Consider the following 20,779-nt stretch of genomic DNA (forward strand, 5'->3'; position numbering starts at 1 on the left):
TCGCCGTCCGTGCGCCGCCCGTGCCCTAGGCCCGGGCGGCGTACTGCTCGCGGATGACCGGGTGGTGGTCCGCGGCGAAGGAGCGCGCGTCCTGGTCGGCCCATGACGGACGTTCGCCGGTCAGCGCCCAGGCTGCCTGGACGGCCGCACCGCGCGCGACGGCCTCATCGATGCCCGGCACCACGATCGGCACGTCGAACACCTGGGTGGCGATCTGCGACACCGCCGGGTTGCGCGCGGCACCGCCGATGAGCAGGATGCGCCCAGCGGGCACTCCGCAGCGACGGATCGCATCGAGGCCGTCGGCGAGACCGCACAGCAGTCCCTCGATCGCGGCGCGGGCGAGCGTCTCGCGTCGCGTGGAAGACAGCGACATGCCGAAGAGCGTCGCCGTGGCATCCGGGCGGTTGGGCGTGCGCTCCCCCTCGAAGTAGGGCTGCAGGACGAGCCCGTCCGCGCCGGGCGCGCAGTCCAACGCCAAACGGGCGAGCTCGCCGTGATCGACCCCGAGGAGGCCGGCGATCGCATCGAGCACCCTCGCCGCATTCAGCGTCGCGACGAGCGGCAGGTGGTTGCCGCTGCCGTCGGCGAAACCCGCCACCACCCCGCTCGGGTCACTGATCGGCAGGTCCGAGACCGCGAACACCGTCCCGCTCGTGCCGATCGAGATGACCGCGTCACCGGGACGCGCACCGAGTCCGAGGGCACCGCCGGCGTTGTCGCCCAGACCGGCGCCGACGACCGCGCCGCCGAGCGTGACCCCCATCCGGTCGGCGGGGCCGAGCACGCGAGGGAGGACGGGGACTCGACCGAGTGCGCGTTCGAGCAGTCCCAGGTCGTACTCGCCCGCCGCGGCACTCCAATACGCGGTACCACTCGCGTCGGAGCGATCGGTGGCCAGGGCGTCGAGATCGGGACCGAGCTCGCTCGCACGCGCGGGTCCGTAGCCTCGGAGCCGCCAGGAGAGCCAGTCGTGCGGGAGAGCGACCGCGGCGACCCTCGCGGCGTTCGCCGGCTCCTGGTCGCGCAGCCAACGCAGCTTCGCGGCGGTGAACGATGCCACCGGGACGACTCCGACCCGCCGCGCGTACTCCTCGGCGCCCACCTCCGCCGCGAGCGCCGCAGCGGCATCAGCGCTGCGGACGTCGTTCCACAGCAGAGCGTCGCGGACGATGTCGCCCTGCGCGTCGAGCGCGACGAGTCCGTGCTGCTGCGCCGCGACCGAGATGGCTGAGACGTCGTCCAGGCCCCCGGCGTCCGCGATCGCCGCCTGAAGAGCCGACCACCACGCCTCAGGATCGACCTCGGTTCCGGATGGATGCGAGGCGCGGCCGCTGCGCACAACCTCCCCGGTGGCGAGGTCGTGCACGCTCACCTTGCAGCTCTGCGTGGACGAGTCGACGCCCGCGACATAGGTCGGCGGCATCCGGTTCTCCCTTCGTCTGCGACGCCACGAGCCACGAGGGCGCCGGAGCACCCTCGTGGCTCGAGGTCAGCCGTCACTCAGTCTGGCCGGTGAGACCTTCGTAAGCGATGTTTCCGCTCTTGAGGTTCTTGTTGGTCATCTCGCTGAGGTTCTTCAGGAACGCGTCGCGCTCGGTGACCACGTGACCGATCGCCTCGTCGACGTTGTCCTTCGTGATCGCGGGCATCAGGTAGACCGGGTTCTCCTTGACGTCCTCGCCACGCACCACGGCGGCGGCGTAGGCGACACCGGCCGACAGCTCGACCGTGCCGTTCTGCAGCGACGTGCCGATGAAGTCACCGTTCTTGACGGCCTCGAGACCGTCGGCGATGCCGTCGATGCCAACGATCGGCACATCCGTCATGCCGGCTTCCTTGAGTGCCTGCAGGGCGCCGAGGCCCATGTCGTCGTTCTGCGCGATGACGCCGTCGATGTCGTCGCCGAAGGCCGAGATCCAGTTGCTGACCTTGTTGACGGCCTCATCGCGCTTCCAGTTCGCGGTGTCCTTCGCGAGGACCTTCACGTCGGGGTTCTCGGCGAGCACGTTGTCGATGCCCTTGCCGCGGTTGATCTCGCCGGAGCCGCCGAGCGGTCCCTGCAGGATGATGACGTTGCCCTTGCCGTCGAGGGCGTCCATCATCATCTGCGCCTCCTGCTCACCGGCGGCGACGTCGTCCGGCTGCACCGAACCCGTGAGGTCATCGCTGTTGAGCGAGGCGTTCACGTCGAAGAACGGGATGTCCGCGGCCTTCGCGGCGGCGATCTGCGGCTGCAGCGAATCGGCCTGCACGGGGATGACGACGATCGCGTCGACGCCGGCCGTGACGTACTGGTCGACCTGGCTCGCCTGCGTGTTGACGTCGAGACCCGCCGAGTTCCACAGGATCTCGATGTTGTTCTCCTCGGCGTAGCGCTCGATGCCTTCCTTGCCCTCGGTGACGAACGACGACATGTCGTACACGCTCACACCGATGGTGATGCGCTCCTGACCGCTGTCGTCTCCGCCGGCGTTCGCGTTCGGATCGCCCGCGCCGCAGCCGGCGAGCATCAGCGCGGCGACCGAGCTGACGGCGAAAGCAGCGACGATGCGGCTCTTCTTGGTGAACATGGGATTCCTCTCGTTGGGTGGTGCGGTGAAGCAGAGTTCTTCGAAGATCGTCAGCGACTTCGGCGGCGGGTCGCCCACACGTCGACGGCGACGGCCGCCACGATGAGCACGCCCTTGATGACCTTCTGCCAGTAGGCGGGGACGGTCAGGATGTCGAGACCGTTGTTCAGCGTCTGGATGAGCAGCAGGCCCAGGGCGGTGCCCCAGATCGAGCCCCGCCCGCCGAGCAGGCTGGCCCCGCCGATGACGACGGCCGCGATCGCGTCGAGTTCGTACCCCACGCCGAGGTTCGGCGCGCCGAGGGTGACGCGGCTGGCGAGCATGACGCCCGAGATGCCCGCGAGCATGCCCGAGATCGCGTAGACGCTGAAGATCGTCCGCCCGACGTTGATACCGGCGATCCCGGCCGCGATGGGGTTGCCGCCGATCGCATAGACGCGCATGCCCCAGGTCGTTCGTCGCATGATGATCGCGAGCCCCAGGATGCCGACGATCATGAGGATGACCGGGAGCGTGAGCCCGCCGAACTGCGCGTTGGCGATGCGGGAGAAGTCGGCGGGCAGCCCCGTGATGGGGGCGCCGTTGCCCGCGACGTAGGCGACGCCGGACGCGAGCGTCAGCATTCCGAGCGTCGCGATGAACGGTGGCACCTTGATCACCGACACCACGAATCCGTTGATCGCGCCGGCGACGAAACCGACCACCACGCCGGCCACGATCGCGAGCCAGATCTGGTCGGGGAACGCCTTGGCGGTGAGGCTGCCGAACACCGCTGCCGCGGCGATCACGCTGCCGACCGAGAGGTCGATGCCGCCGGTCAGGATCACCAGGGTCTGCCCGAGTGCGATCAGGGCGAACGGCGCCGCGGCAACCAGGATCGTCTGCAGGTTGTCGACCGTGCCGAAGCGCGCGCTGCGGTAGAGGAAGAACGCGATGATGAGCACCATCACGATCACCATGGCGTAGCGGATCGCGAGGTCGCCGAACCAGGTCGGGCTGAAGCGCTTCGTGCCGGACTCCGGCACGAAGGTCTGCGTTGCAGTGCGGGTGTCGGTCATTGGTCGTCCTTTGCGGAGGATGCGGCGCCGGAGGGCGCGTCGGAGATGTCGAGGCCGCTCGCGAGGCGGAAGATGCGGTCCTGCACGTCGGGCTGGGCCAGTGCGGTGCGGTCGAGCTCCGCCACCACGCCGCCGCCCTTGAGCACGAGAGCGCGGTGCGAGAGCGCCAGGATCTCCGGCATGTCGCTCGAAGCCATGACCACGGCCATGCCGGACGCGGCGAGGTCGGTGATGATGCGGTAGATCTCGCTGCGTGCGCCGATGTCGACGCCGCGGGTCGGCTCGTCCAGCAGCAGCACCTTGACCTCGCCGGTGAGCCAGCGGGCGAGCACGACCTTCTGCTGGTTGCCGCCGGAGAGCGTCTCCATGAGCTGTCCGAGGCCACGGCTGCGCAAGCGCACCGAGCTCATGACCTCCGACACCGCGTCGACGCGGCTGCGCCCCTTGAGCCACCCGGCCACGGAGAACTGCCCCATGCGCGGCAGGGTCGCGTTCGCGAGGATGTCCATGCTGAGCACGGCGCCTGCGCCCTTGCGGTCTTCGGGGACGAGTGCCATGCCCGCGGTGATCGCGTCGGCGGGACGGCCGCGTCGTACCCGCGTGCCTCCGACGGTGATCTCGCCCGCCGATGAGGCGCGCACGCCGAACAGCGCCTCGATGAGCTCCGTCCGCCCGGCCCCGACGAGACCGGCGAGACCGACGATCTCGCCGCGGCGGACCTGAAGGTCGACCGGCTCGGGTGCGGCCGCGTACTCGAGACCTCGAACCGAGAGGGCCACCTCGTCGTCCGCCGGCGCCAGGTCGGGGAACAGGTCCTCGAGCTCACGGCCGATCATGGCGGTCACGATGTCGTCGTCGGTGAGCGCCGAGAGCGGCTCATCGGCCACGAGCCCCCCGTCTCGCAGCACCACGACCCGGTCGGCGATCGCGCGGATCTCCTCCATCTTGTGGGTGGTGAAGAGGATCGCGACGCCGCGGTCGCGGAGCATCCGCATGCTCTCGATGAGCCGGGCGACCTCACGTTCGGCGATCGCGCTCGTCGGCTCGTCCAGCAGCAGCACGCGGGCGCCGGTGCTGGTGGCCTTGACGATCTCCACGATCTGGCGGAGCCCGACGGGCAGCGAGCCCATGCGCGCGCTCGGGTCGATGTCGATGCCGAACTCGGCGAGCATCTCCTTCGCCTCCCGCGCCATGCGACGGCGGTCGACGAGACCGAGGCGACCGCGCAGCTCCCGGCCGACGAAGATGTTCTCGTACACCGTGGTGTCGAGGATCGAGGCGAGCTCCTGCGGGACGATCGCGATGCCGTGCTGGTGGGCGTCACGCGAAGATCCGGCGGACAGCTCCTCGCCGCGCACCAGGACCGTGCCGCTGTCGGCCTTCATCTGGCCGGAGGCGATCTTCATCAGCGTCGACTTGCCGGCACCGTTCTCTCCGGCGAGCGCGGTCACGGTGCCCGGCTCGAGGTGGAGCCCCACGCCCTTGAGCACGGGGACTCCGCCGAAGGCTTTGCGGATGTCGACGCACGCCAGCATGTCGGGCTGCTCGTCGAGGGTGATGCTTCCCGTCCGCCCGAGGTCGGTCATGATTCCCTCGCGTATTCGCGGTCGGGACGCACGATGCTCTTCAGCGTCGACGGGTGCGACGCCGAGTCGAGAGCCTCTCGGACCTCGCGGATCCCGAACGACCCGGTGACGAGCGCGTCGAGGTCGACGGCCCCCGACGCGACCAGCTGGATCGCGGTCGGCCAGGTGTTCGCGTACCGGAAGATGCCGGTGACGACGAGTTCGCGGTTCTGGATCGTCGAGACGGGGAGCGCGATCTCGTCTGCGCCCATGCCGACCAGGACGGCGACGCCGCCCGGCTTCAGAGCGGAGATGCCCTGCTTCACCGCGACAGGGGATCCCGATGCGTCGATGAACGCGTCGTATCCGGTGCCGAGCGGGCCGGAGGCCGGGTCGACCGCCTCGGTCGCGCCGAAACGGAGGGCGACTTCGCGGCGCTCGGCCATCGGGTCGCTGATGACGATCGCGGCGGCGCCGAAGGCCCGCGCGGTCTGCGCCGTGACGATGCCGATCGGTCCTGCTCCGGTGATGAGCACGCGGCTGCCGGGGCGTACGCCCGCCTTCTGGATCGCGGCGATCGCGACCGAGAGGGGCTCCATGAGGGCCGCCGCGTCATCGCTCACCGCGTCGGGCACCGTGTACGCGAAGTCGTTCGAGATCGCGACGTACTCGGCGAAGGCGCCGTCGATCGGCGGGGTGGCGTAGAACTCGATGCGCGGGCAGAGGTTGTAGCGACCGCTGCGGCAGAACTCGCACACCCGGCACGGACGCTGCGGCTCGATCGAGACGCGCTCTCCCACGCGAGCGGGATCGACGTCCTCGCCGACCGCGACGATCACTCCGCCCGACTCGTGCCCGAGCACGAGGGGCTCCTCCACCACGAAGTCGCCGATGCGCCCCTCGTGGAAGTAGTGGACATCCGATCCGCAGATGCCGACCGCGTTCACCCGGACGATCACCTGGTCGGGCAGCGGGACCGGCACGGGGCGGGTCTCGACCGTGAGCTCGCCGGCTCGCACCAGCACGCTCGCACGCATGGTCGCCGGCAGTTCAGTGCGCTTCATCGGGCTCCTCAGGGTGCAGTCGTGATTGCTCGACCGACATTAGCCATGCATGACGAATGAGACAAATGAGTGCTCAGATGAGCGCGATCGCGGAAACAGGGATATGCTGAGCGCACTGACCGATGCGAGACGAAGAGGCGATATGGGTCCCGATGAACTGGTGCGGATATCGCACGTCGCACGCCGGCACTACCTCGACGGGCTGACGAAGATCGAGATCGCCGACGAGCTCGGCGTCTCCCGCTTCAAGATCGCCAGGATGCTGGAGCACGCGCTCGAGCAGGGGTTGGTGAAGATCACGATCGAGGCGCCGGACTCGCTCGACCTGGACCTGTCGATGCAATTGCGTGCGCGTTTCGGCCTCACCCGCGCGCTGGCGGTGATCACGCCGGGGACGACCCCGGACCTCATCCAGGATCGACTCGGACGCGCCGCGGCCGACCTGCTCAGCGAGATCGTCACCGACGGCGACGTGCTCGGCCTCACGGCGGGTCGCACGCTGACCGCGATGGCCGGACACCTGCGCTCCCTCGCCACGTGCGAGGTGGTGCAGCTCGCCGGCGTCGCGGCCCCCACGCCCGAGAACGGCGTCGAGGTGATCCGCCAGGTGAGCAGGATCTCCGGCGGACGCTCGCGGGCGATCTTCGCACCCCTCCTCGTCGAGACCGCCGCCACCGCATCGGCCCTCCGGCGCGAGCCCGGCATCCTGGAGACGTTCCGACGGTTCGATTCGGTGACCAAGGCGGTCGTCGCGATCGGCTCCTGGAGTCCGCCCGACTCGCAGCTCTACGACAACGCCGGACGCGCTGGCGCCCTCGACGAGTTGCTGGCCGCCGGCGTGAAGGCGGAGATCTGCGCCACGCTCATCGACGAGAACGGCGCCGTGGTCGGCTCGGTGGCCGAACGTGCCCTCGCGGTCTCGACGGAGCAGCTGCGGGGCATCCCCGAGGTCATCGCGGTCGCCGGAGGACCCTCGAAGACCGGAGCGGTCGCCGCAGCGCTGCGCTCCGGGATCATCGACTCCCTCGTCACCGATGCAGCCCTCGCGCGGCGGCTGCTCGAGACCGCCGGCTGAGGCGACGCTCGCCCCGACGGCTCAGCGCCGGTTCGGCTCGTAGCGGCGCAGCTCGGTCGACGCACGCACGATGCGCCGCAGGTCGCCGAGGCCACCGGGTGCTGCGCCGTGCGCACGCGCCTGGACCAGGATGTTGCCCATCGAGGTCGCCTCGGAGGGTCCCGCCAGCACGGGGCGTCCGGACCAGTCGGCGACGGCCTGGGCGAGGATGGGCGACTCGGATCCGCCGCCCACGAGGTGGATCACCCGCACGTCGACCCCGGAGAGCGCCGCGGCCTCGTCGACCTGGCGAGCCACGAAAGCGCCGAGGCTCTCCAGCACGAGCCGCACCACGGAGGGGCGATCATCAGGCATGCGACCGCCCGCCTCGGCGACCAGCTCGGCGATGCGAGCCGTCATCTGCCCGGGACGCAGCAGTCGCGGGTCCCCGGTGTCGACCAGGATCCCCGTGGCGGGGGCGGCCTCGGCACGCGCCAGCAGCTCGCGACGTGCGGCGGTGCTGCGTGCTCCCCATCCGTCCAGACCCCATTCGCGCATGCACTCGTTCACGATCCACAGCCCCGCGGCGATGCGCAGGAACCGCACGGTGCCGTCGAGTCCGAGCTCGTTGGTGAAGCCCGCCTCGCGTGCACGGTCGCTCGTGATGATCCGGTCGACCTCGACTCCGGTGAGGATCCAGGTGCCGCACGAGACGAACGCGAAGTTCTCGTCGCCCGCCGGGACGGCGACCACGGCGCTGGCAGTGTCGTGCGAGGCGACCGTCGTGATGTCGGTCGCGTCGCCCGGCGCGAGGATCCCCGCGGTCACGCGGCCCGTGATCGTGCCAGGCAGCACGGTCTCGGGGAAGATCCGCGACGGCAGCGCGAGCGCGTCGATCCGATGGGGGTCCCAGCCGCGGCCGTAGGGCAGAGCGAGGCCGGTGCTCGAGACGTTCGTGGCCTCGGCGACCTCTGCCGCGCCGAGCCAGTGCGCGAGCAGATCGGGCATCAGCAGCATTCGACGCACGGTGTCGAGCCGCCCCGCGTCGAGATCAGCCATGAGCTGGTAGATCGTCATGATCGGCAGCGCCGTGACGCCGGTCTCCCGGAAGGCCTGATCCCCGGGCAGGAGGGCCTCGACGGCCGGGAAGCTGCGATCGGTCCGGGCATCGCGCTGGTGGAACGGGGCGTCCAGCAGACCGTCGTAGGCGAGCAGACCGTAGTCGCCCGACCAGGCATCGACGCCGACGCTGGCGAACCCCGACCCCTCGGCACGCAGCGCTCTGAGTCCGGCCACCGCGTCACGGAACAGGCGCTGGGCATCCCACCGCAGTCCGAGCTCATCGGTGAACGCGCGATTGCGGAATCGGTGCACTCCATCGATCCGCAGCCGCCGTCGGTCGACGGACGCACTCACGACGCGTCCACTGGAGCCGCCGAGGTCGACGGCGGCAGCTCGGAAGGTCGCCGAGCCGAGGGGCAGTTCGGGCATGCCTCTCAGCCTATGGTCCGCCGAGGATCAGACGCTGGTATATCCGCCGTCGATGAGGATGCTCTGGCCGATGACGTAACTCGATCGCTCGCTCGCGAGGTAGACGAGGAGGTCGCCGAGCTCTCCCGGCTCCCCCATGCGACCGGCCGGGATGCGCCGCACCCAGTCCTCCGCCATCTCAGGGTTCTCCGCCACGAAGTCCCTCGTCATGTCGCTGGCGAAGTACCCCGGTGCGATCGCGTTGACGCGGATGCCGTGCGGCCACCACTCGATAGCCGCGCTCTTGGTGAACATCGACACGGCGGCCTTGGACGTGTTGTACGCCGCCTGCGTCTGCGGGATGTTCACGGCGAAGGCCGACATCGAGGAGACGTTGACGAGGCTCGCCGGGTTCCCGCGCGCGGCGTCGATGTGCCGGCGTGCGAACTCCCGGCTCGTGACGAACGTGCCGGTCACGTTCACGTCGAGCACACGCCGCCAGTCGCCGGGCGCGGTGTCGATCAGCGGCGTCCCGAGCGTGATGCCCGCGCTGTTGACGAGCACGTCGGCGACGCCGAGACCCTCCGCGACGGCGTCGAAGGCGGCGGCGACGGACTGCTCGTCGGTGACGTCGACGGTGACGCCGACGCAGCGGCGCCCCGAGGCGGACTGCAGGGTGGTGGCGGCGTCGCCGACGGCGTCGAGGCGATCCAGGAGGGCGACGCCGGCGCCCGCGGCCGCGAGCGCCTCCGCCATGGCGTAGCCGAGGCCCCGCGCGCCGCCCGTGACGACGGCGACACGGTTCAGGAGAGGTTGAGTGGTGTTTCCAGACATGAGCAGAGCCTAGCCGCTGCGCTCATTGCAGAATACTGCACGCTCAGATGAGCATGCGGAACCCGATCCGTCTAGCGGCTCGTGTACCCGCCGTCGATCGGAAGCGAGACCCCGGAGATCATCCCCGCACCGTCGCCGAGCAGGAACACGATCGGCGCGGCGATGTCATCCTCGGTCGCCCACCGGTGCAGCGGCATCGCATCGAGGAAGGGGCCCTCGATGTCGGGACGCCCCCAGTACCACGCCGACATCGGGGTCATCACGACCGTGGGGTTCACGCTGTTGACCCGGATGCCGTACCCGCCGAGCTCGAGCGCCGAGACGCGGGTGATGTTGTCGAGAGCGGCCTTCGACGAGCCGTACGAGATGTGCCCGGCCAGCCCGACGAGGCTCGCCTGGCTCGACACGTTGACGATGGCACCGCCGCGACCGACGCGGATCATCTCCCGCGACGCGTATTTGGTCACCAGCAGAGAGCCACGGGCATTGATGCTCATGACCCTGTCGAACACCGCGATGTCGGTGTCCATCGGGGTCGCGATCTCGCCGCCCCAGCCGCCGCAGTTGACGACGCCGTAGAGATCTCGGCCCTCGATCGCCGCCCGGATCTGGTCCTCGTCCTCGAGGTCGAACACCACGGGGGTTGCGCCGGTCTCGCTCACGATCGCCGCCACGCTCTCCGCGGTACGCCCCGCGGCCAGCACGTCGGCGCCCGCCGCGATGAGGTGGCGGACGGTGGCGCCTCCGATGCCGCCGCCGGCGCCGGTGACGAGGATCGTGCGGCCATCGAATTCAGTCATGGGTCATCTCCTGAGCGAGAGGTGTTCGGGGTCCGCCACCGGGGTCGCAGAGACCTTGACACCGGTGACATGCACAGCGTAGCGTGCTCGAAGTCGCGCACCCAGCGATCTCGCATCCCGATGTCCCGCATCCCCCGAAGGAAGACCACGAAGCCGTGCTCCCCACTCCGCCCTCGTCGATGCCGGAAGACGGCATGACCATCCGCGCCCTCGCCGAACGCGCGCGTGAGCTCGCGGCTGACGGGCGGCGGCGCATCCTCGGCATCGCGGGACCCCCGGGAGCCGGGAAGTCGACCGTGACCGCCGCGCTGCTCGAGGCCCTCGGCGATCGGGCGGTCGTGGTGGGCATGGACGGCTTCCATCTCTCGAACGCCGAACTGCGGCGCCTCGGTCGGCGCGAACGCAAAGGCGCGCCCGACACGTTCGACGTCGACGGCTACGTCGCCCTGCTGAAGCGCCTGTCCGCGCAGACGGAGGGGACGATCCACGCTCCCATCTTCGATCGGGAACTCGAGGAGTCGATCGGCTCCGCCGTCGCCGTCCGCGCCGACACCCCCCTCGTGATCACCGAGGGGAACTACCTGCTGCTCGCCGACCACGGCTGGCACGAGGTGCGGGACCTGCTCGACGAGGTCTGGTACATCGACGTCGACGCGGAGACCCGCCGTCGGCGCCTGGTGACACGGCGCCTCGGCCACGGGCATCCGCTCGCCGAGGCGACCGCCTGGGTCGAGCACGTCGACGAGCCGAACGCGAGCCTCGTCGACGCGACACGCGAGCGCGCCGACCTCATCGTCCGCATCGCCGAGGCGCCGGTTGCGACCGCCCTCGGCGCGCACAGCCTCGACGACCTCCCCGACACGGTCGCGCGGCCCTCGTACGACCCGGACGACGTGCACTGCGGCATCGTGCACATCGGTGTCGGCAACTTCCACCGCGCCCACCAGGCGATGTTCGTCGACCGCCTCCTGAACGACGGCGAGCGCGAATGGGGCATCTGCGGGGTCGGTCTGCTCCCCCACGACGCCGCCATGCGCGATGCACTCAGCACCCAGGACGGCCTGTACACGCTCGTGACTGCAGCCACGGACGGGACCGAATCGGCTCGCGTCATCGGATCCCTCACGAGGTACCTGTACGCACCGGATGACCCCTCCGCCGTACTGTCGGCCCTGTGCGATCCCCGGACGCGCATCGTCTCGTTGACGATCACGGAGGGGGGATACGGCATCGACGAGACCTCGGGCGCCTTCTCGCCGGAGGATGCCGCCACCTGCGCCGACCTCGACGACGCAGCCCACGGCCGACTGCAGGCCCCTCGCAGTGCAGTCGGGTACCTGGTGGCCGCTCTGCTTCGGCGGCGCGAGGCCGGCGTCGCTCCTTTCACCGTGATGTCGTGCGACAACATCCAGGGCAACGGTCATACGGCGCGGACCGCTGTCTCCGGCTTCGCGGATCGCATAGATCCCGGTCTCGGCGCCTGGATCCGCAGCACCGTCGCGTTCCCGAACTCGATGGTCGACCGGATCACTCCCGTGACCACCGACGAGACACGCGCCAACGTGGTGGAGCGCTTCGGCATCGCCGACCGGTGGCCCGTGCGCTCCGAGGCCTTCGTGCAGTGGGTGCTGGAAGACGACTTCCCGCTCGGCCGTCCGCCCTTCGAGACCGTCGGAGTGCAGCTCGTCGACGACGTCGAGCCCTACGAGCTGATGAAGCTGCGACTGCTCAACGCCTCGCATCAGGCGATGAGCTATCTCGGGATTCTCGCAGGCGCCACGATGGTGCACGAGGTGTGCTCCGATCCCCTCTTCATCGGATTCCTGCGCGGCTACATGCACCGGGAGGCGATCCCCACGCTCCGCCCGGTGCCTGGCATCGATCTCGACGACTACTGCGAGCAGCTTCTCCAGCGCTTCGGCAGCACCGCCGTGCGCGACACCCTGGCCCGTCAGGTCGTGGACGGGGCCGACCGCATCCAGACGTTCCTGCTCCCGGTCGTGCGCGAGCAGCTCACGGCGGGAGGGCCCATCGAGCACGCCGCGCTCGTGCTCGCGGCCTGGAGCGTCTTCCTCGAGCGCGCAGGGGGCGGCGGGATGCCGGTGCCCGTGTCCGATCGACGTTTCGAGGGACTCCGCGCCGCGATCGTGGCCGAGGCCGTGAAGCCGGGGGCCTTCCTCGACCACTCCCCCGTGTTCGGCACCCTCGGAGCGGATGACCGGCTCCGCAGCGCGTTCATCGCGGCGCGGGCGTCCCTCATCGCGGACGGGGCGCGGGCGAGCATCGCCGCCGTGGGGTGACCGACCCGCTCGGCGCGGCGCCGATCAGGCCGAGAGCACCCCGCCGCAGGACTCCCGCTCCACCAGGTCCACATCGATGACGGTCAGCGTCGGGGCGCCGAGCTCCTGGTCGCCGAGGCGCGCGAAGATCCGTTCCGCGGCGAGGGTCCCGAGTCGGTGAGGATCCTGATCGATCACGGTGATCGACGGGGTGAGGACGTCGGCCATCGGGAAGTCGCCGAATCCCACGAGGGCCAGCGGGTCTCCCCGCAGCGCCGCCGCGAGCGCCATCGAACACCGCGCGTTCGCCGAGAAGATCGCCGTCGGAGGATCGGCGATGGCGCGCAGGTCCGCGACGGCCGTCCGCGCCGCCTCACGATCCGACACCTGCGACCGCACCAGCAGCTCATCGGGTTCGATGCCCGCTTCGCGCAGCCCGCGGCGCCAGCCCTCGAGCCGGTTCGCCTCGGTCGACAGATGCACGGCATCGCCGACGTAGGCGATACGCGTGTGCCCGTGCGACACCAGGTGCTGCACCGCCGCGTGTGCGCCGCGCTCATCGGCCTCGATGAACGTGTCGGCGTCGAGGGCGACGGGGGCGCGGTCGACGAACACGATGGGGGTGTGCTCCCGCCAGCGGTCGAGCCAGGAATGGTCGACGCCGACGGGCGCCACGACCAGGCCGGAGAGCTGACGACCGAGCATCGACTCGATCGCGCCGCGTTCGTCGTCGGGGTCGTCGCCGAGGCTCGTGACCAGCGTGGAGAGACCGCGCTCCCGCGCGACGTCTTCGATGGCCCGGGCGATCGAGGCGAAGAAGGGATCGACGATGTCCGGCACGGCGACGCCGATCACCGACGTGCGCCCGGCACGGAAGGTGGTCGCCAGGACGTTGGGCACGTAGTTGAGCTCGCGCATCGCCTGCTCCACCAGCGCTCGCGTGTGCGGCAGCACGTGCGGGTCGTCGTTGAACACTCGCGACACCGTCTTGGTGCTGACTCCTGCGTGCGCAGCGACATCGCGCATGGTCGTCACGGGCACCTCCTCACCCCCGGGCCGGGGTCGCCTCCGCCACCCTACCGGCGCTCGAGCCTCACCTGCGCCCGTCGACCGCGTCGGCGAGCTCGCGCAGACGAGGCAGTGCCCGCGTGGTAAGCAGCTCCTCGCGGCGCGCGGGATCGTACGAGAGGCTGTCCTTCCACAGCGACCGTCCGGCCATGGCCCCTGCCGCGCCGTGGCTGACGGCCTCGGACACCTGGACGATGAAGGTCTCGTGGTCCACACCGGCCGAGAGCACGGCCCACGGCACACCCTGGGCGGCCGCGGTCACCGCCGCGCTCGCCTCGCCGGAACCGGGATACTGCAGCTTGAGGATCTTGGCGCCCGCGGCGACGGCGAGCGCGGCACCGTCGGCGACCAGCGACGGGAATGCGGCCGCATACTCCTCGTCGCTCTCGCCGTCGAGCTGATACGTGAGCAGCTCGACGATGAGCAGCAGCCCCTCGGCCTCGCATTCGGCCACCAGCGCACGGATCTCGTCGAAGACGCGCGAGCTCTCGTCCTGGCGGTCGGGACGCGTGTAATAGAGCATCTTCGCGACCCCACCGCCCAGCTCGCGCACGGTGCGCGGCGTCACCCCCGGCACGAAGCGCGTGTACCGGAGTCCGTCGACGGTCTCGAACCCGGAGGCGTCGAGGCCGACCACGAGCGCCGTGTCACGATCCAGCACTCCCTCATCGACGATCGACGGAAGGGCGACCTCGGGGTCGAGGAGGATCGCCGGTGCGTGCCTGGCGAGATGGCGCACCAGATCGGCCTTGACCGCGGACAGCTCGTCGCGGGTGATCGCCTCGGATCCGCCTGGCGCATCGGGGATCGCGGCCTTCATGCCGTTGCGCTGGTCGGCGGCGACGATGAGCATGCTGCCCTCCGGCGTCGTGATCGACTGCAGTGCGCGACGCTCGAGCGTCGTGAGGGGGTTCACAGCGGTGCGGGTGGTCATCTGTCCTCTTCTCATCGCCACCGGTGTTCCGCGGAAAATCAACCATGACACCGGTGTCTTCTCCCTCTATGGTGGAGGTATGAACGACACCTGTCAACCACCGGAGCCCGTGGCGATCGCTGTGAGCGGCATCGCGGGCAGCGGCAAGTCGACCCTCGGCCGCGCGCTCGCGGCGTCGCTGCGCCTTCCGCTCGTCGACCTCGACGCGGTCACGAACCCCCTCCTCGACGCCCTCGACGAAGCGGTGCTCGGCGGACACTGGCTGAGCGGACCACACGCGCGCACGATCCGCGAGGGGCGCTATGCCGCGCTGCGGGCGGTCGCCGCCGACGCGGTCGCCACGGCGGGAGGTGTCGTGCTCGTCGCTCCGTTCACGACTGAGCTCGACGGCGGCGAGGAGTGGGCGCACCTGCGCGCAGCGGTCGCACCCGCCACGCTGCGCATGGTGCACCTCGAGGGCGACCCGCAGCTGCTCGCCGCGCGGAGGGCTGCGCGCGGCGCGCCGAGGGACCGTCATCGCACGGACACCCCGGCACGCACCCCCTCGATCCCCGTGGTGCGGATCGATGCGGAGCTGTCGACCTCCCAGCAGTCGGCGAGGGTGCTCGCGGGTCTCGGGATCAGGACCCCGCTGGATCCCGATGCCGCCCTCTTCTCGCGCAGCTTCGACGCCGTGCTCTTCGACCTCGACGGCACTCTGGTCGACTCCACCGCCTCGGTCATCCGCGCCTGGCGCCGCTTCGCCGCGCACTACGGCGTCTCCTCCGACCCGCTGCACGAGAATCACGGGCAGCCGGCGCGCACGCTGATCGCCCGACTGCTGCCGGCCGAGTTGCGGAGTGAAGGACTCGACCGCATCCTCGAGCTCGAGCTCGCCGACGCGGTCGCCCTCCCCGAGGTGCGCGGAGCACGGGCTTTCTACGACAGCATCCCCGCCGAGCGACGCGCGGTCGTGACCTCTGGCACGGCGCCGCTCGCCACTGCGCGCCTTCGTGCCGCGCGGTTCACCGCCCCCGGGGTGTTCGTGACGTCCGACGATGTCACCAGGGGCAAGCCCGACCCCGAGCCCTTCCTCCTGGCCGCGGATCGGCTCGGAGTCGACCCCGAACGGTGCCTGGTGCTCGAAGACGCCACCGCGGGGATCCAGGCGGCACGCGCGGCGGGGTGCGCCGTCATCGCGGTCACCGGGACGGTCGAGCCCTCCGCGCTCCCCGCCGACCTCGCGATCGACGGACTCGACCGTCTCACCGTGTCGCTCGACGCCGAGGGCATCCGCCTGCATCCGGTCGGCTGAGCGGGTGCGGGCGGGCTCCGCTCAGACGGCCGGCTCTGTCAGCGCGATGGCGGCATCCGGATCGCGGGTCACCTCGGCCGCCGGCAGACCGTCGAGGGTGCGCAGGATCGTCGTGCCTTGCGCGACCGCATGAGCTCCCCACGAGGCCGCCGTCGCCGCCGCACGTGCGAGCGCAGCCTCGCCGCCCCCTTCGCCGCCCAGACCCACCAGGAAGCCCGCCAGCGATGCGTCGCCCGCGCCCGCCGTGTTCACCAGCGCCCGCGCCTCGGCCTTGGCATGGACCACGCCCGACTCCGCCACCACGAGCACTCCGTCGGCCCCCATGCTCGTGTAGACGATGCCCACCCCGCGTGCCCGCAGCTGCCGGGCGGCGGACACGACGTCGCCGATCGTCCGCAGCGGCGTGCCGACGAGTTCGGCCAGCTCGTGAGTGTTGGGCTTCATCAGCGCGATGCCTGCGGGGTCGGCCGCCAGCGCGGTGAGTGCGGCCCCGCTCGTGTCGACCGCCACACGGCGACCGTCGCGCCCCGCGGCCCGCACGACGTCGACGAGCGGCGCCGGAGCACCGTCGACCACGGGCACGGTCCCGCAGACCACGACCCATCCCGCCCCGAGATCCGAGCACGCAGCGCTCACCGCCGTCTGCGCCTCGAGCCATGCCGTGGCGGTGATCGGCGGCGTCGGGGCGTTGATCTTCGTCGTGGAGCCGGCGTCGTCGATCACCGAGGTGTTGACCCTCGTCGCCCCCGGAACGGCCACGATGCGCAGCAGGTCACGGTGCGGCGAACGCTGCACGAACGCCAGGTCGTCCTCCCCGACCACGACGACCGCCGCCGTGCCCACCCCGGCGAGGTCCAGGGCGGCCGAGACGTTCACCCCCTTGCCGCTGAGCTCGCGCTCATACCCGCTCGCCCTCGTGAACGCGCCGCGTTCGAGCGTGGCGATCCGATAGGTCGCATCGATCGCGCCGGACGCGGTGAGCGTCACGACCGAGGGTGTCGCTGGAACGGGATGCGCATCGCGCTCGCTCATGTCGTGCCTCCGTCAGATCGGCTGCCCGGTCGGCAGCAGCACGAGATCGCGCACGACCACGTGCGGCGGTCTCGTCAGCATGAACAGCATCGCATCGGCGACGTCCGCGGAGCGGATCCCCGTCCCCTCGGCGATGCGCTCCGCCTCCTCCGGAGAGCCGTGCGCGAAGCCCCACAGCGGGTTGAGCACCACTCCGGGCGCGATGGCGCCGATCCGCACGCCGCTGTCGGCGTACTGCCGGCGAACCGTGTGCACGAACGACTGCACGGCGTGCTTGCTGGCCGAGTACACCGGCTCCCACTCGATGTCCTGGTGCCCCGAGACCGAACTGGTCACCAGGATGTCGCCGCTGCCCTGTGCGAGGAGCGAGGGCAGCGCCGCGCGCACGAGCGCCATGACACCGGTCACGTTCGTCGCGACCACGGCAGCGATCTGGTCGACCGTGGCATCGGCCAGGTCGCCGCCGAGGTAGATGCCGGCGTTGGGCAGCACGATGTCGAGGCGCCCGTGCCGTCGGAGCGTCTCGTCGACGATCTGCGTCGCGGCCGCGGGGTCCGACACGTCGGCCTGGATCGTGGAGATGCGGTCGGGGTGGTCGGCGGCGAGCGCGGCGAGGCGCTCCGCGTCGCGGGCGACGGCCACAACGTGGCACCCCTCCGCGGCGAGCGCGTTCGCCGTCGCGAGCCCGATCCCCGAGCTCGCACCGGTCAACACGGCGACCTTGCCCTCGAGCGTCACGGCGGTCATCGCGCCACGCCCTCGGCCAGCAGCGCTCTGCGATAGATCTCGTCGGGACGCGTGTCGATACGTCGCACCTCCTCTGCGGGCATGAAACGCACGCCGCCGACGGCCGCAGCTCCGATGATCGCCCGCGCGCACTTCTGGGCCATCGCGGTCATCCCCAGCACCTGATCGGGGTTTGCGCCGACCACGAACATCCCGTGGTTCTGCAGATAGACGGTCGCCGGCGGCCTGCCATGTTGACCCGCGTGTGCACGCACCAGGCGGCGCACCTCACGCGCCAGTGGGAGTCCGGGGTCGATGTAGGGCACGAGCAGCGGTGCGGCGCCGAGCACCACGATCTGGTCGGGGAACAGCGCCCCGTCCACCAGCAGTTCCGGATGCTCCGAGCACAGCAGGGCGTTCACGGCGGTCGGATGCGAGTGGGCGATCACCCGCGCCGGGGTCTGGTCGTACAGCACGGCGTGGAGCAGCGCCTCGACGGAGGGGCGCCGACCCTGCTCCGCGGCGATCCGGTCGAACCACCGGTCGATGTCGGCTCCGTCCGTGTGCTCGTCGTCGATCAGGTGCAGCGCCTCGTCGAGGGCGATCCGCACGAAGTCCTCCGGCTGCGCGGAGCCGAGCACCGCCCCCGAGGCCTTGACGAGCATGTGGTCGCCGTCCCGTGCCGAGGTGTTGCCCTCGCTGAGCAGCGCCGCCTCCATGACGGGGTCGCCCAAGCGTCGACTGAGGTCTGCCAACAGGTCGCGGTGGTTCACGAAGGATCTCCGATCGTCGGGGTTGCGGCGGCGACGGCGGCCGCCGGATGGAAGCGCGCAGGTCCGTCACCGTCGTCCACGGCGATGCCCCTGGCGGAGGCGGCATCCGTCAGGTCACCCGCGGCGACGGCCACCTGCAGCAGCACGCCGCGCACCGAGGCCTCGACGGGCCCGGCGATGACCGGGAGGCCGCTGCGCTCGGCCGTGAGCGCGCACAGCAGATCGTTGCGGGCTCCTCCGCCGACGATGCGGATGCGTTCGAGGCGCCGTCGGCTCAGGTCCGCGGCCACGCGGAGGGTGTCGGCATACGCAGCGGCGAGGCTGTCGACGATCGCCCGGACGAGGTCGGCGCGCGAGGTCGGCGGTTCGCTCCCGGTGGCCGTGCACGCCGCGGCGATGCGCGCCGTCAGTCCGTCGGGTGCCTGCAGGGACGGGTCGGCCGGGTCGAAGCCTCCGCGGTAGTGCGAGTCGGCGGCCGCGGCGAGCAGGTCCGTGAGCATCTCGATGGGCGATGCGGACGAGCCATCCGCCTCCGCCCATTCGCGCAGTGTCTGCTGCAGGAGCCACATGCCGCTGAGGTTCTTCACGAGCAGGGTGTCACCGTCCGCACCGATCTCCTGCGTGAAGCCCTCCCGTCGCGCGCTCTCGTCGAGCAGGGGCGCGGCGAGGGCCAGACCGGCGACTCCCCAGCTGCCGCTGGAGACCACGCCGGTCCCCTCGTCCGCGGCGTCGGTCACGGCCATGAACGCGGCGGCCGTGTCGTGCGCCGTGACCGCGAACACGGGCACGGGGTCGTCGGCTCCGATCGCCGCCGTGACCTCGGGGGTGGTCGACCCCGACCACGCTCCGTCTTCGACGATCGGCGGCAGCAGTGCCGGCAGCCCTGCAGAGAGCGGGATCGACCAGTCGCCGGTCGCGCGGTCGAGCAGTCCGGTCGTCGAGGCGAGCGAGATCTCGGCGCCGACACGTCCGGTCAGCAGATGCACGAAGATGTCGGCGGTCAGCAGGATGGTGTCGTCCGCGGCGCCGATCCCCGCCGCCCGGTCCTGCCGGAGCTGGTGAACCGTGTTGATCGCCTGATCGAGCACGCCGGTCATGGCGTAGTCCGCGGCGAGGTCGCGTTCCGATGAGGTCTGCGCCGCGAGCACGGCATCGGCGTCGCGGTGATGACGGACGAAATCGCGGAGCGTGCCGTCCGCGGTCAGCCTGGCGTAGTCGACGCCCCACGCGGCGACGCCGATGCCCCGGACCTCCGCGTCGGCAGCCCTGGCCGCGGCGACGCCCGACCGAAGACCCTCCATGACCCCGGCGTACAGGGCGCCGACGTCCCACCCGAGCCCTTCCGGTCGTCGCACCGGGACGTTCGGGAAGCGGCCGGCCTCCCGGATCACGAGCGACCTCACGCCCGACACGGTGCGGAGGATCCCGACCATGACGCGCACGCTGGAGGAGCCGAGGTCGACGGCGAGATAGGCGGTCGACATGTCAGATCGCGGTGTAGCCGCCGTCGATCACCAGCGTCTGCCCTGTGAGGTACGACGAGGCCGATGAGGCGAGCAGCAGGAGCAGTCCGTCGAGGTCGGCGGGTTCGCCCATGCGACCTGCGGGGATCTGCGAGATCCAGTCGGCCGCGAGCTCGGGATTCGCCTCGGTGAACTGCCGCGTCATGTCGGACAGGATGTAACCGGGGGCGATGGCGTTGACGCGGATGTGCGGTGCCCATTCGACCGCGAGCGACTTCGCCAGCTGGTCGACCGCGGCCTTGGAGGCGTTGTACGACGCCTGATGCTGCGGAACGTTGACCACTCGCCCCGACATCGAGGAGATCAGGATCGCCGAACCGCCTCGGCCCTCGGCGAGCAGCGGGCGCGCGAACGCCTGCGTGGCGTAGAAGGTCCCGCTGAGGTTCACCTCGATCACCTTCGACCAAGTGGCGGGATCGACCTCGGTCGAGTCACCCCAGATCGTGATGCCTGCCGCGGTCACGAGCAGATCCGCGACGCCGAGGTGCTCCGGCACGGTCGCGAAGGCCGCCTCGACCGCTGCGGCATCGGTCACGTCGACACGGGCGGCCGCGGTCGCGACGCCCGTCTCGGCTGCGAGTCTTGCGGCCGACTCCTCGACGTCGGGCAGCAGGTCGAGCAGGGCGACGCTCACGCCCTGGCGCGCGAGGGTGGAGGCGAGGGAATAGCCGATGCCGCGGGCTCCGCCGGTGACGACGGCGACGCGCCCCGCGAGGTCAGGAAAGCTCATGG

At 70.8% G+C, this 20,779-nt stretch carries 18 protein-coding genes; 3 read left to right on the forward strand and 15 right to left on the reverse strand.

Annotation, left to right across the window (positions count from 1 at the left end):
- Window positions 1-25 precede the first annotated feature (25 nt).
- The 5 genes from AB0E56_RS17090 to AB0E56_RS17110 all read right to left on the reverse strand — a co-directional run bounded on the left by AB0E56_RS17090 (window position 26) and on the right by AB0E56_RS17110 (window position 6,260).
- Window positions 26-1,426: an FGGY family carbohydrate kinase gene (locus tag AB0E56_RS17090; protein ID WP_359801014.1), complete on the reverse strand. Its 1,401-nt coding sequence runs from the start codon at window positions 1,424-1,426 to the stop codon at window positions 26-28.
- Between the two features lie 73 nt (window positions 1,427-1,499).
- Window positions 1,500-2,573 carry a substrate-binding domain-containing protein gene (locus AB0E56_RS17095; RefSeq protein WP_202045558.1) on the reverse strand — a complete coding sequence of 358 codons (1,074 nt, stop codon included), beginning with the start codon at window positions 2,571-2,573 and terminating at the stop codon, window positions 1,500-1,502.
- 50 nt (window positions 2,574-2,623) lie between these two features.
- Window positions 2,624-3,631, reverse strand: a complete 1,008-nt coding sequence (locus tag AB0E56_RS17100; protein WP_359801015.1) for an ABC transporter permease — start codon at window positions 3,629-3,631, stop codon at window positions 2,624-2,626.
- Window positions 3,628-5,217, reverse strand: coding sequence for a sugar ABC transporter ATP-binding protein (locus AB0E56_RS17105; protein WP_359801017.1), 1,590 nt, complete (start codon window positions 5,215-5,217; stop codon window positions 3,628-3,630). Before AB0E56_RS17105 ends, AB0E56_RS17100 begins: the two co-directional genes overlap by 4 nt.
- The gene (locus AB0E56_RS17110; RefSeq protein WP_359801019.1) at window positions 5,214-6,260 is read right to left on the reverse strand and encodes an NAD(P)-dependent alcohol dehydrogenase; all 1,047 of its coding nucleotides are present in this window, start codon (window positions 6,258-6,260) and stop codon (window positions 5,214-5,216) included. Before AB0E56_RS17110 ends, AB0E56_RS17105 begins: the two co-directional genes overlap by 4 nt.
- Window positions 6,261-6,402: 142 nt before the next feature.
- On the opposite strand from AB0E56_RS17110, the gene AB0E56_RS17115 reads away from it, so the two are divergent.
- Window positions 6,403-7,335, forward strand: a complete 933-nt coding sequence (locus tag AB0E56_RS17115; protein WP_359801021.1) for a sugar-binding domain-containing protein — start codon at window positions 6,403-6,405, stop codon at window positions 7,333-7,335.
- Window positions 7,336-7,356: 21 nt separating this feature from the next.
- Here AB0E56_RS17115 and AB0E56_RS17120 read toward each other — a convergent pair whose 3' ends face one another.
- From AB0E56_RS17120 to AB0E56_RS17130, 3 genes are all read right to left on the reverse strand, one after another.
- The gene (locus tag AB0E56_RS17120; RefSeq protein ID WP_359801022.1) at window positions 7,357-8,805 is read right to left on the reverse strand and encodes an FGGY-family carbohydrate kinase; all 1,449 of its coding nucleotides are present in this window, start codon (window positions 8,803-8,805) and stop codon (window positions 7,357-7,359) included.
- A gap of 27 nt (window positions 8,806-8,832) precedes the next feature.
- Window positions 8,833-9,618 (reverse strand): SDR family oxidoreductase, encoded by a 786-nt coding sequence (locus AB0E56_RS17125; RefSeq protein ID WP_359801025.1) that lies wholly within the window; start codon window positions 9,616-9,618, stop codon window positions 8,833-8,835.
- A gap of 71 nt (window positions 9,619-9,689) precedes the next feature.
- A complete protein-coding gene (locus AB0E56_RS17130; protein ID WP_359801027.1) occupies window positions 9,690-10,418 on the reverse strand; it encodes an SDR family oxidoreductase in 729 nt (242 codons plus the stop codon).
- Between the two features lie 83 nt (window positions 10,419-10,501).
- Here AB0E56_RS17130 and AB0E56_RS17135 point away from each other — a divergent pair, with 83 nt between their 5' ends.
- The gene (locus tag AB0E56_RS17135) at window positions 10,502-12,718 is read left to right on the forward strand and encodes a nucleoside/nucleotide kinase family protein (protein ID WP_359801029.1); all 2,217 of its coding nucleotides are present in this window, start codon (window positions 10,502-10,504) and stop codon (window positions 12,716-12,718) included.
- A gap of 24 nt (window positions 12,719-12,742) precedes the next feature.
- On the opposite strand, the gene AB0E56_RS17140 is transcribed toward AB0E56_RS17135, so the two are convergent.
- Complete coding sequence (locus tag AB0E56_RS17140) at window positions 12,743-13,723, reverse strand: LacI family DNA-binding transcriptional regulator (protein WP_359801261.1); 981 nt, start codon at window positions 13,721-13,723, stop codon at window positions 12,743-12,745.
- 67 nt (window positions 13,724-13,790) lie between these two features.
- Window positions 13,791-14,699, reverse strand: a complete 909-nt coding sequence (locus AB0E56_RS17145) for a hypothetical protein (protein WP_359801032.1) — start codon at window positions 14,697-14,699, stop codon at window positions 13,791-13,793.
- A 79-nt stretch (window positions 14,700-14,778) separates the two neighbouring features.
- Here AB0E56_RS17145 and AB0E56_RS17150 point away from each other — a divergent pair, with 79 nt between their 5' ends.
- Window positions 14,779-15,993 carry an HAD-IA family hydrolase gene (locus AB0E56_RS17150; protein ID WP_359801034.1) on the forward strand — a complete coding sequence of 405 codons (1,215 nt, stop codon included), beginning with the start codon at window positions 14,779-14,781 and terminating at the stop codon, window positions 15,991-15,993.
- 21 nt (window positions 15,994-16,014) lie between these two features.
- Here the strand turns inward: AB0E56_RS17150 and AB0E56_RS17155 are convergent, their stop codons facing one another.
- From AB0E56_RS17155 to AB0E56_RS17175, 5 genes are read right to left on the reverse strand one after another with little or no spacing between them, the layout of a single operon-like run.
- A complete protein-coding gene (locus tag AB0E56_RS17155) occupies window positions 16,015-17,025 on the reverse strand; it encodes a PfkB family carbohydrate kinase (protein ID WP_359801035.1) in 1,011 nt (336 codons plus the stop codon).
- Window positions 17,026-17,037: 12 nt separating this feature from the next.
- Window positions 17,038-17,772: an SDR family oxidoreductase gene (locus AB0E56_RS17160; protein WP_359801036.1), complete on the reverse strand. Its 735-nt coding sequence runs from the start codon at window positions 17,770-17,772 to the stop codon at window positions 17,038-17,040.
- A complete protein-coding gene (locus tag AB0E56_RS17165; protein WP_359801038.1) occupies window positions 17,769-18,524 on the reverse strand; it encodes a class II aldolase/adducin family protein in 756 nt (251 codons plus the stop codon). Before AB0E56_RS17165 ends, AB0E56_RS17160 begins: the two co-directional genes overlap by 4 nt.
- Complete coding sequence (locus AB0E56_RS17170; protein ID WP_359801041.1) at window positions 18,521-20,008, reverse strand: FGGY-family carbohydrate kinase; 1,488 nt, start codon at window positions 20,006-20,008, stop codon at window positions 18,521-18,523. Before AB0E56_RS17170 ends, AB0E56_RS17165 begins: the two co-directional genes overlap by 4 nt.
- 1 nt (window position 20,009) lies before the next feature.
- Complete coding sequence (locus AB0E56_RS17175) at window positions 20,010-20,777, reverse strand: SDR family oxidoreductase (protein ID WP_359801043.1); 768 nt, start codon at window positions 20,775-20,777, stop codon at window positions 20,010-20,012.
- Between the last annotated feature and the right edge of the window lie 2 nt (window positions 20,778-20,779).

Origin of the sequence: Microbacterium sp. NPDC028030 (genome assembly GCF_040637855.1) — a bacterium.
Classification (GTDB): Bacteria; Actinomycetota; Actinomycetes; order Actinomycetales; family Microbacteriaceae; genus Microbacterium.

Excerpts from the sequence above, each read along its gene's own strand:
- AB0E56_RS17090 (WP_359801014.1), bottom strand. The coding sequence starts at position 1,426 with ATGCCGCCGACCTATGTCGCGGGCGTCGACTCGTCCACGCAGAGCTGC.
- AB0E56_RS17095 (WP_202045558.1), bottom strand. The coding sequence starts at position 2,573 with ATGTTCACCAAGAAGAGCCGCATCGTCGCTGCTTTCGCCGTCAGCTCG.
- AB0E56_RS17100 (WP_359801015.1), bottom strand. The coding sequence starts at position 3,631 with ATGACCGACACCCGCACTGCAACGCAGACCTTCGTGCCGGAGTCCGGC.
- AB0E56_RS17105 (WP_359801017.1), bottom strand. The coding sequence starts at position 5,217 with ATGACCGACCTCGGGCGGACGGGAAGCATCACCCTCGACGAGCAGCCC.
- AB0E56_RS17110 (WP_359801019.1), bottom strand. The coding sequence starts at position 6,260 with ATGAAGCGCACTGAACTGCCGGCGACCATGCGTGCGAGCGTGCTGGTG.
- AB0E56_RS17115 (WP_359801021.1), top strand. The coding sequence starts at position 6,403 with ATGGGTCCCGATGAACTGGTGCGGATATCGCACGTCGCACGCCGGCAC.
- AB0E56_RS17120 (WP_359801022.1), bottom strand. The coding sequence starts at position 8,805 with ATGCCCGAACTGCCCCTCGGCTCGGCGACCTTCCGAGCTGCCGCCGTC.
- AB0E56_RS17125 (WP_359801025.1), bottom strand. The coding sequence starts at position 9,618 with ATGTCTGGAAACACCACTCAACCTCTCCTGAACCGTGTCGCCGTCGTC.
- AB0E56_RS17130 (WP_359801027.1), bottom strand. The coding sequence starts at position 10,418 with ATGACTGAATTCGATGGCCGCACGATCCTCGTCACCGGCGCCGGCGGC.
- AB0E56_RS17140 (WP_359801261.1), bottom strand. The coding sequence starts at position 13,723 with ATGCGCGATGTCGCTGCGCACGCAGGAGTCAGCACCAAGACGGTGTCG.
- AB0E56_RS17145 (WP_359801032.1), bottom strand. The coding sequence starts at position 14,699 with ATGACCACCCGCACCGCTGTGAACCCCCTCACGACGCTCGAGCGTCGC.
- AB0E56_RS17150 (WP_359801034.1), top strand. The coding sequence starts at position 14,779 with ATGAACGACACCTGTCAACCACCGGAGCCCGTGGCGATCGCTGTGAGC.
- AB0E56_RS17155 (WP_359801035.1), bottom strand. The coding sequence starts at position 17,025 with ATGAGCGAGCGCGATGCGCATCCCGTTCCAGCGACACCCTCGGTCGTG.
- AB0E56_RS17160 (WP_359801036.1), bottom strand. The coding sequence starts at position 17,772 with ATGACCGCCGTGACGCTCGAGGGCAAGGTCGCCGTGTTGACCGGTGCG.
- AB0E56_RS17170 (WP_359801041.1), bottom strand. The coding sequence starts at position 20,008 with ATGTCGACCGCCTATCTCGCCGTCGACCTCGGCTCCTCCAGCGTGCGC.
- AB0E56_RS17175 (WP_359801043.1), bottom strand. The coding sequence starts at position 20,777 with ATGAGCTTTCCTGACCTCGCGGGGCGCGTCGCCGTCGTCACCGGCGGA.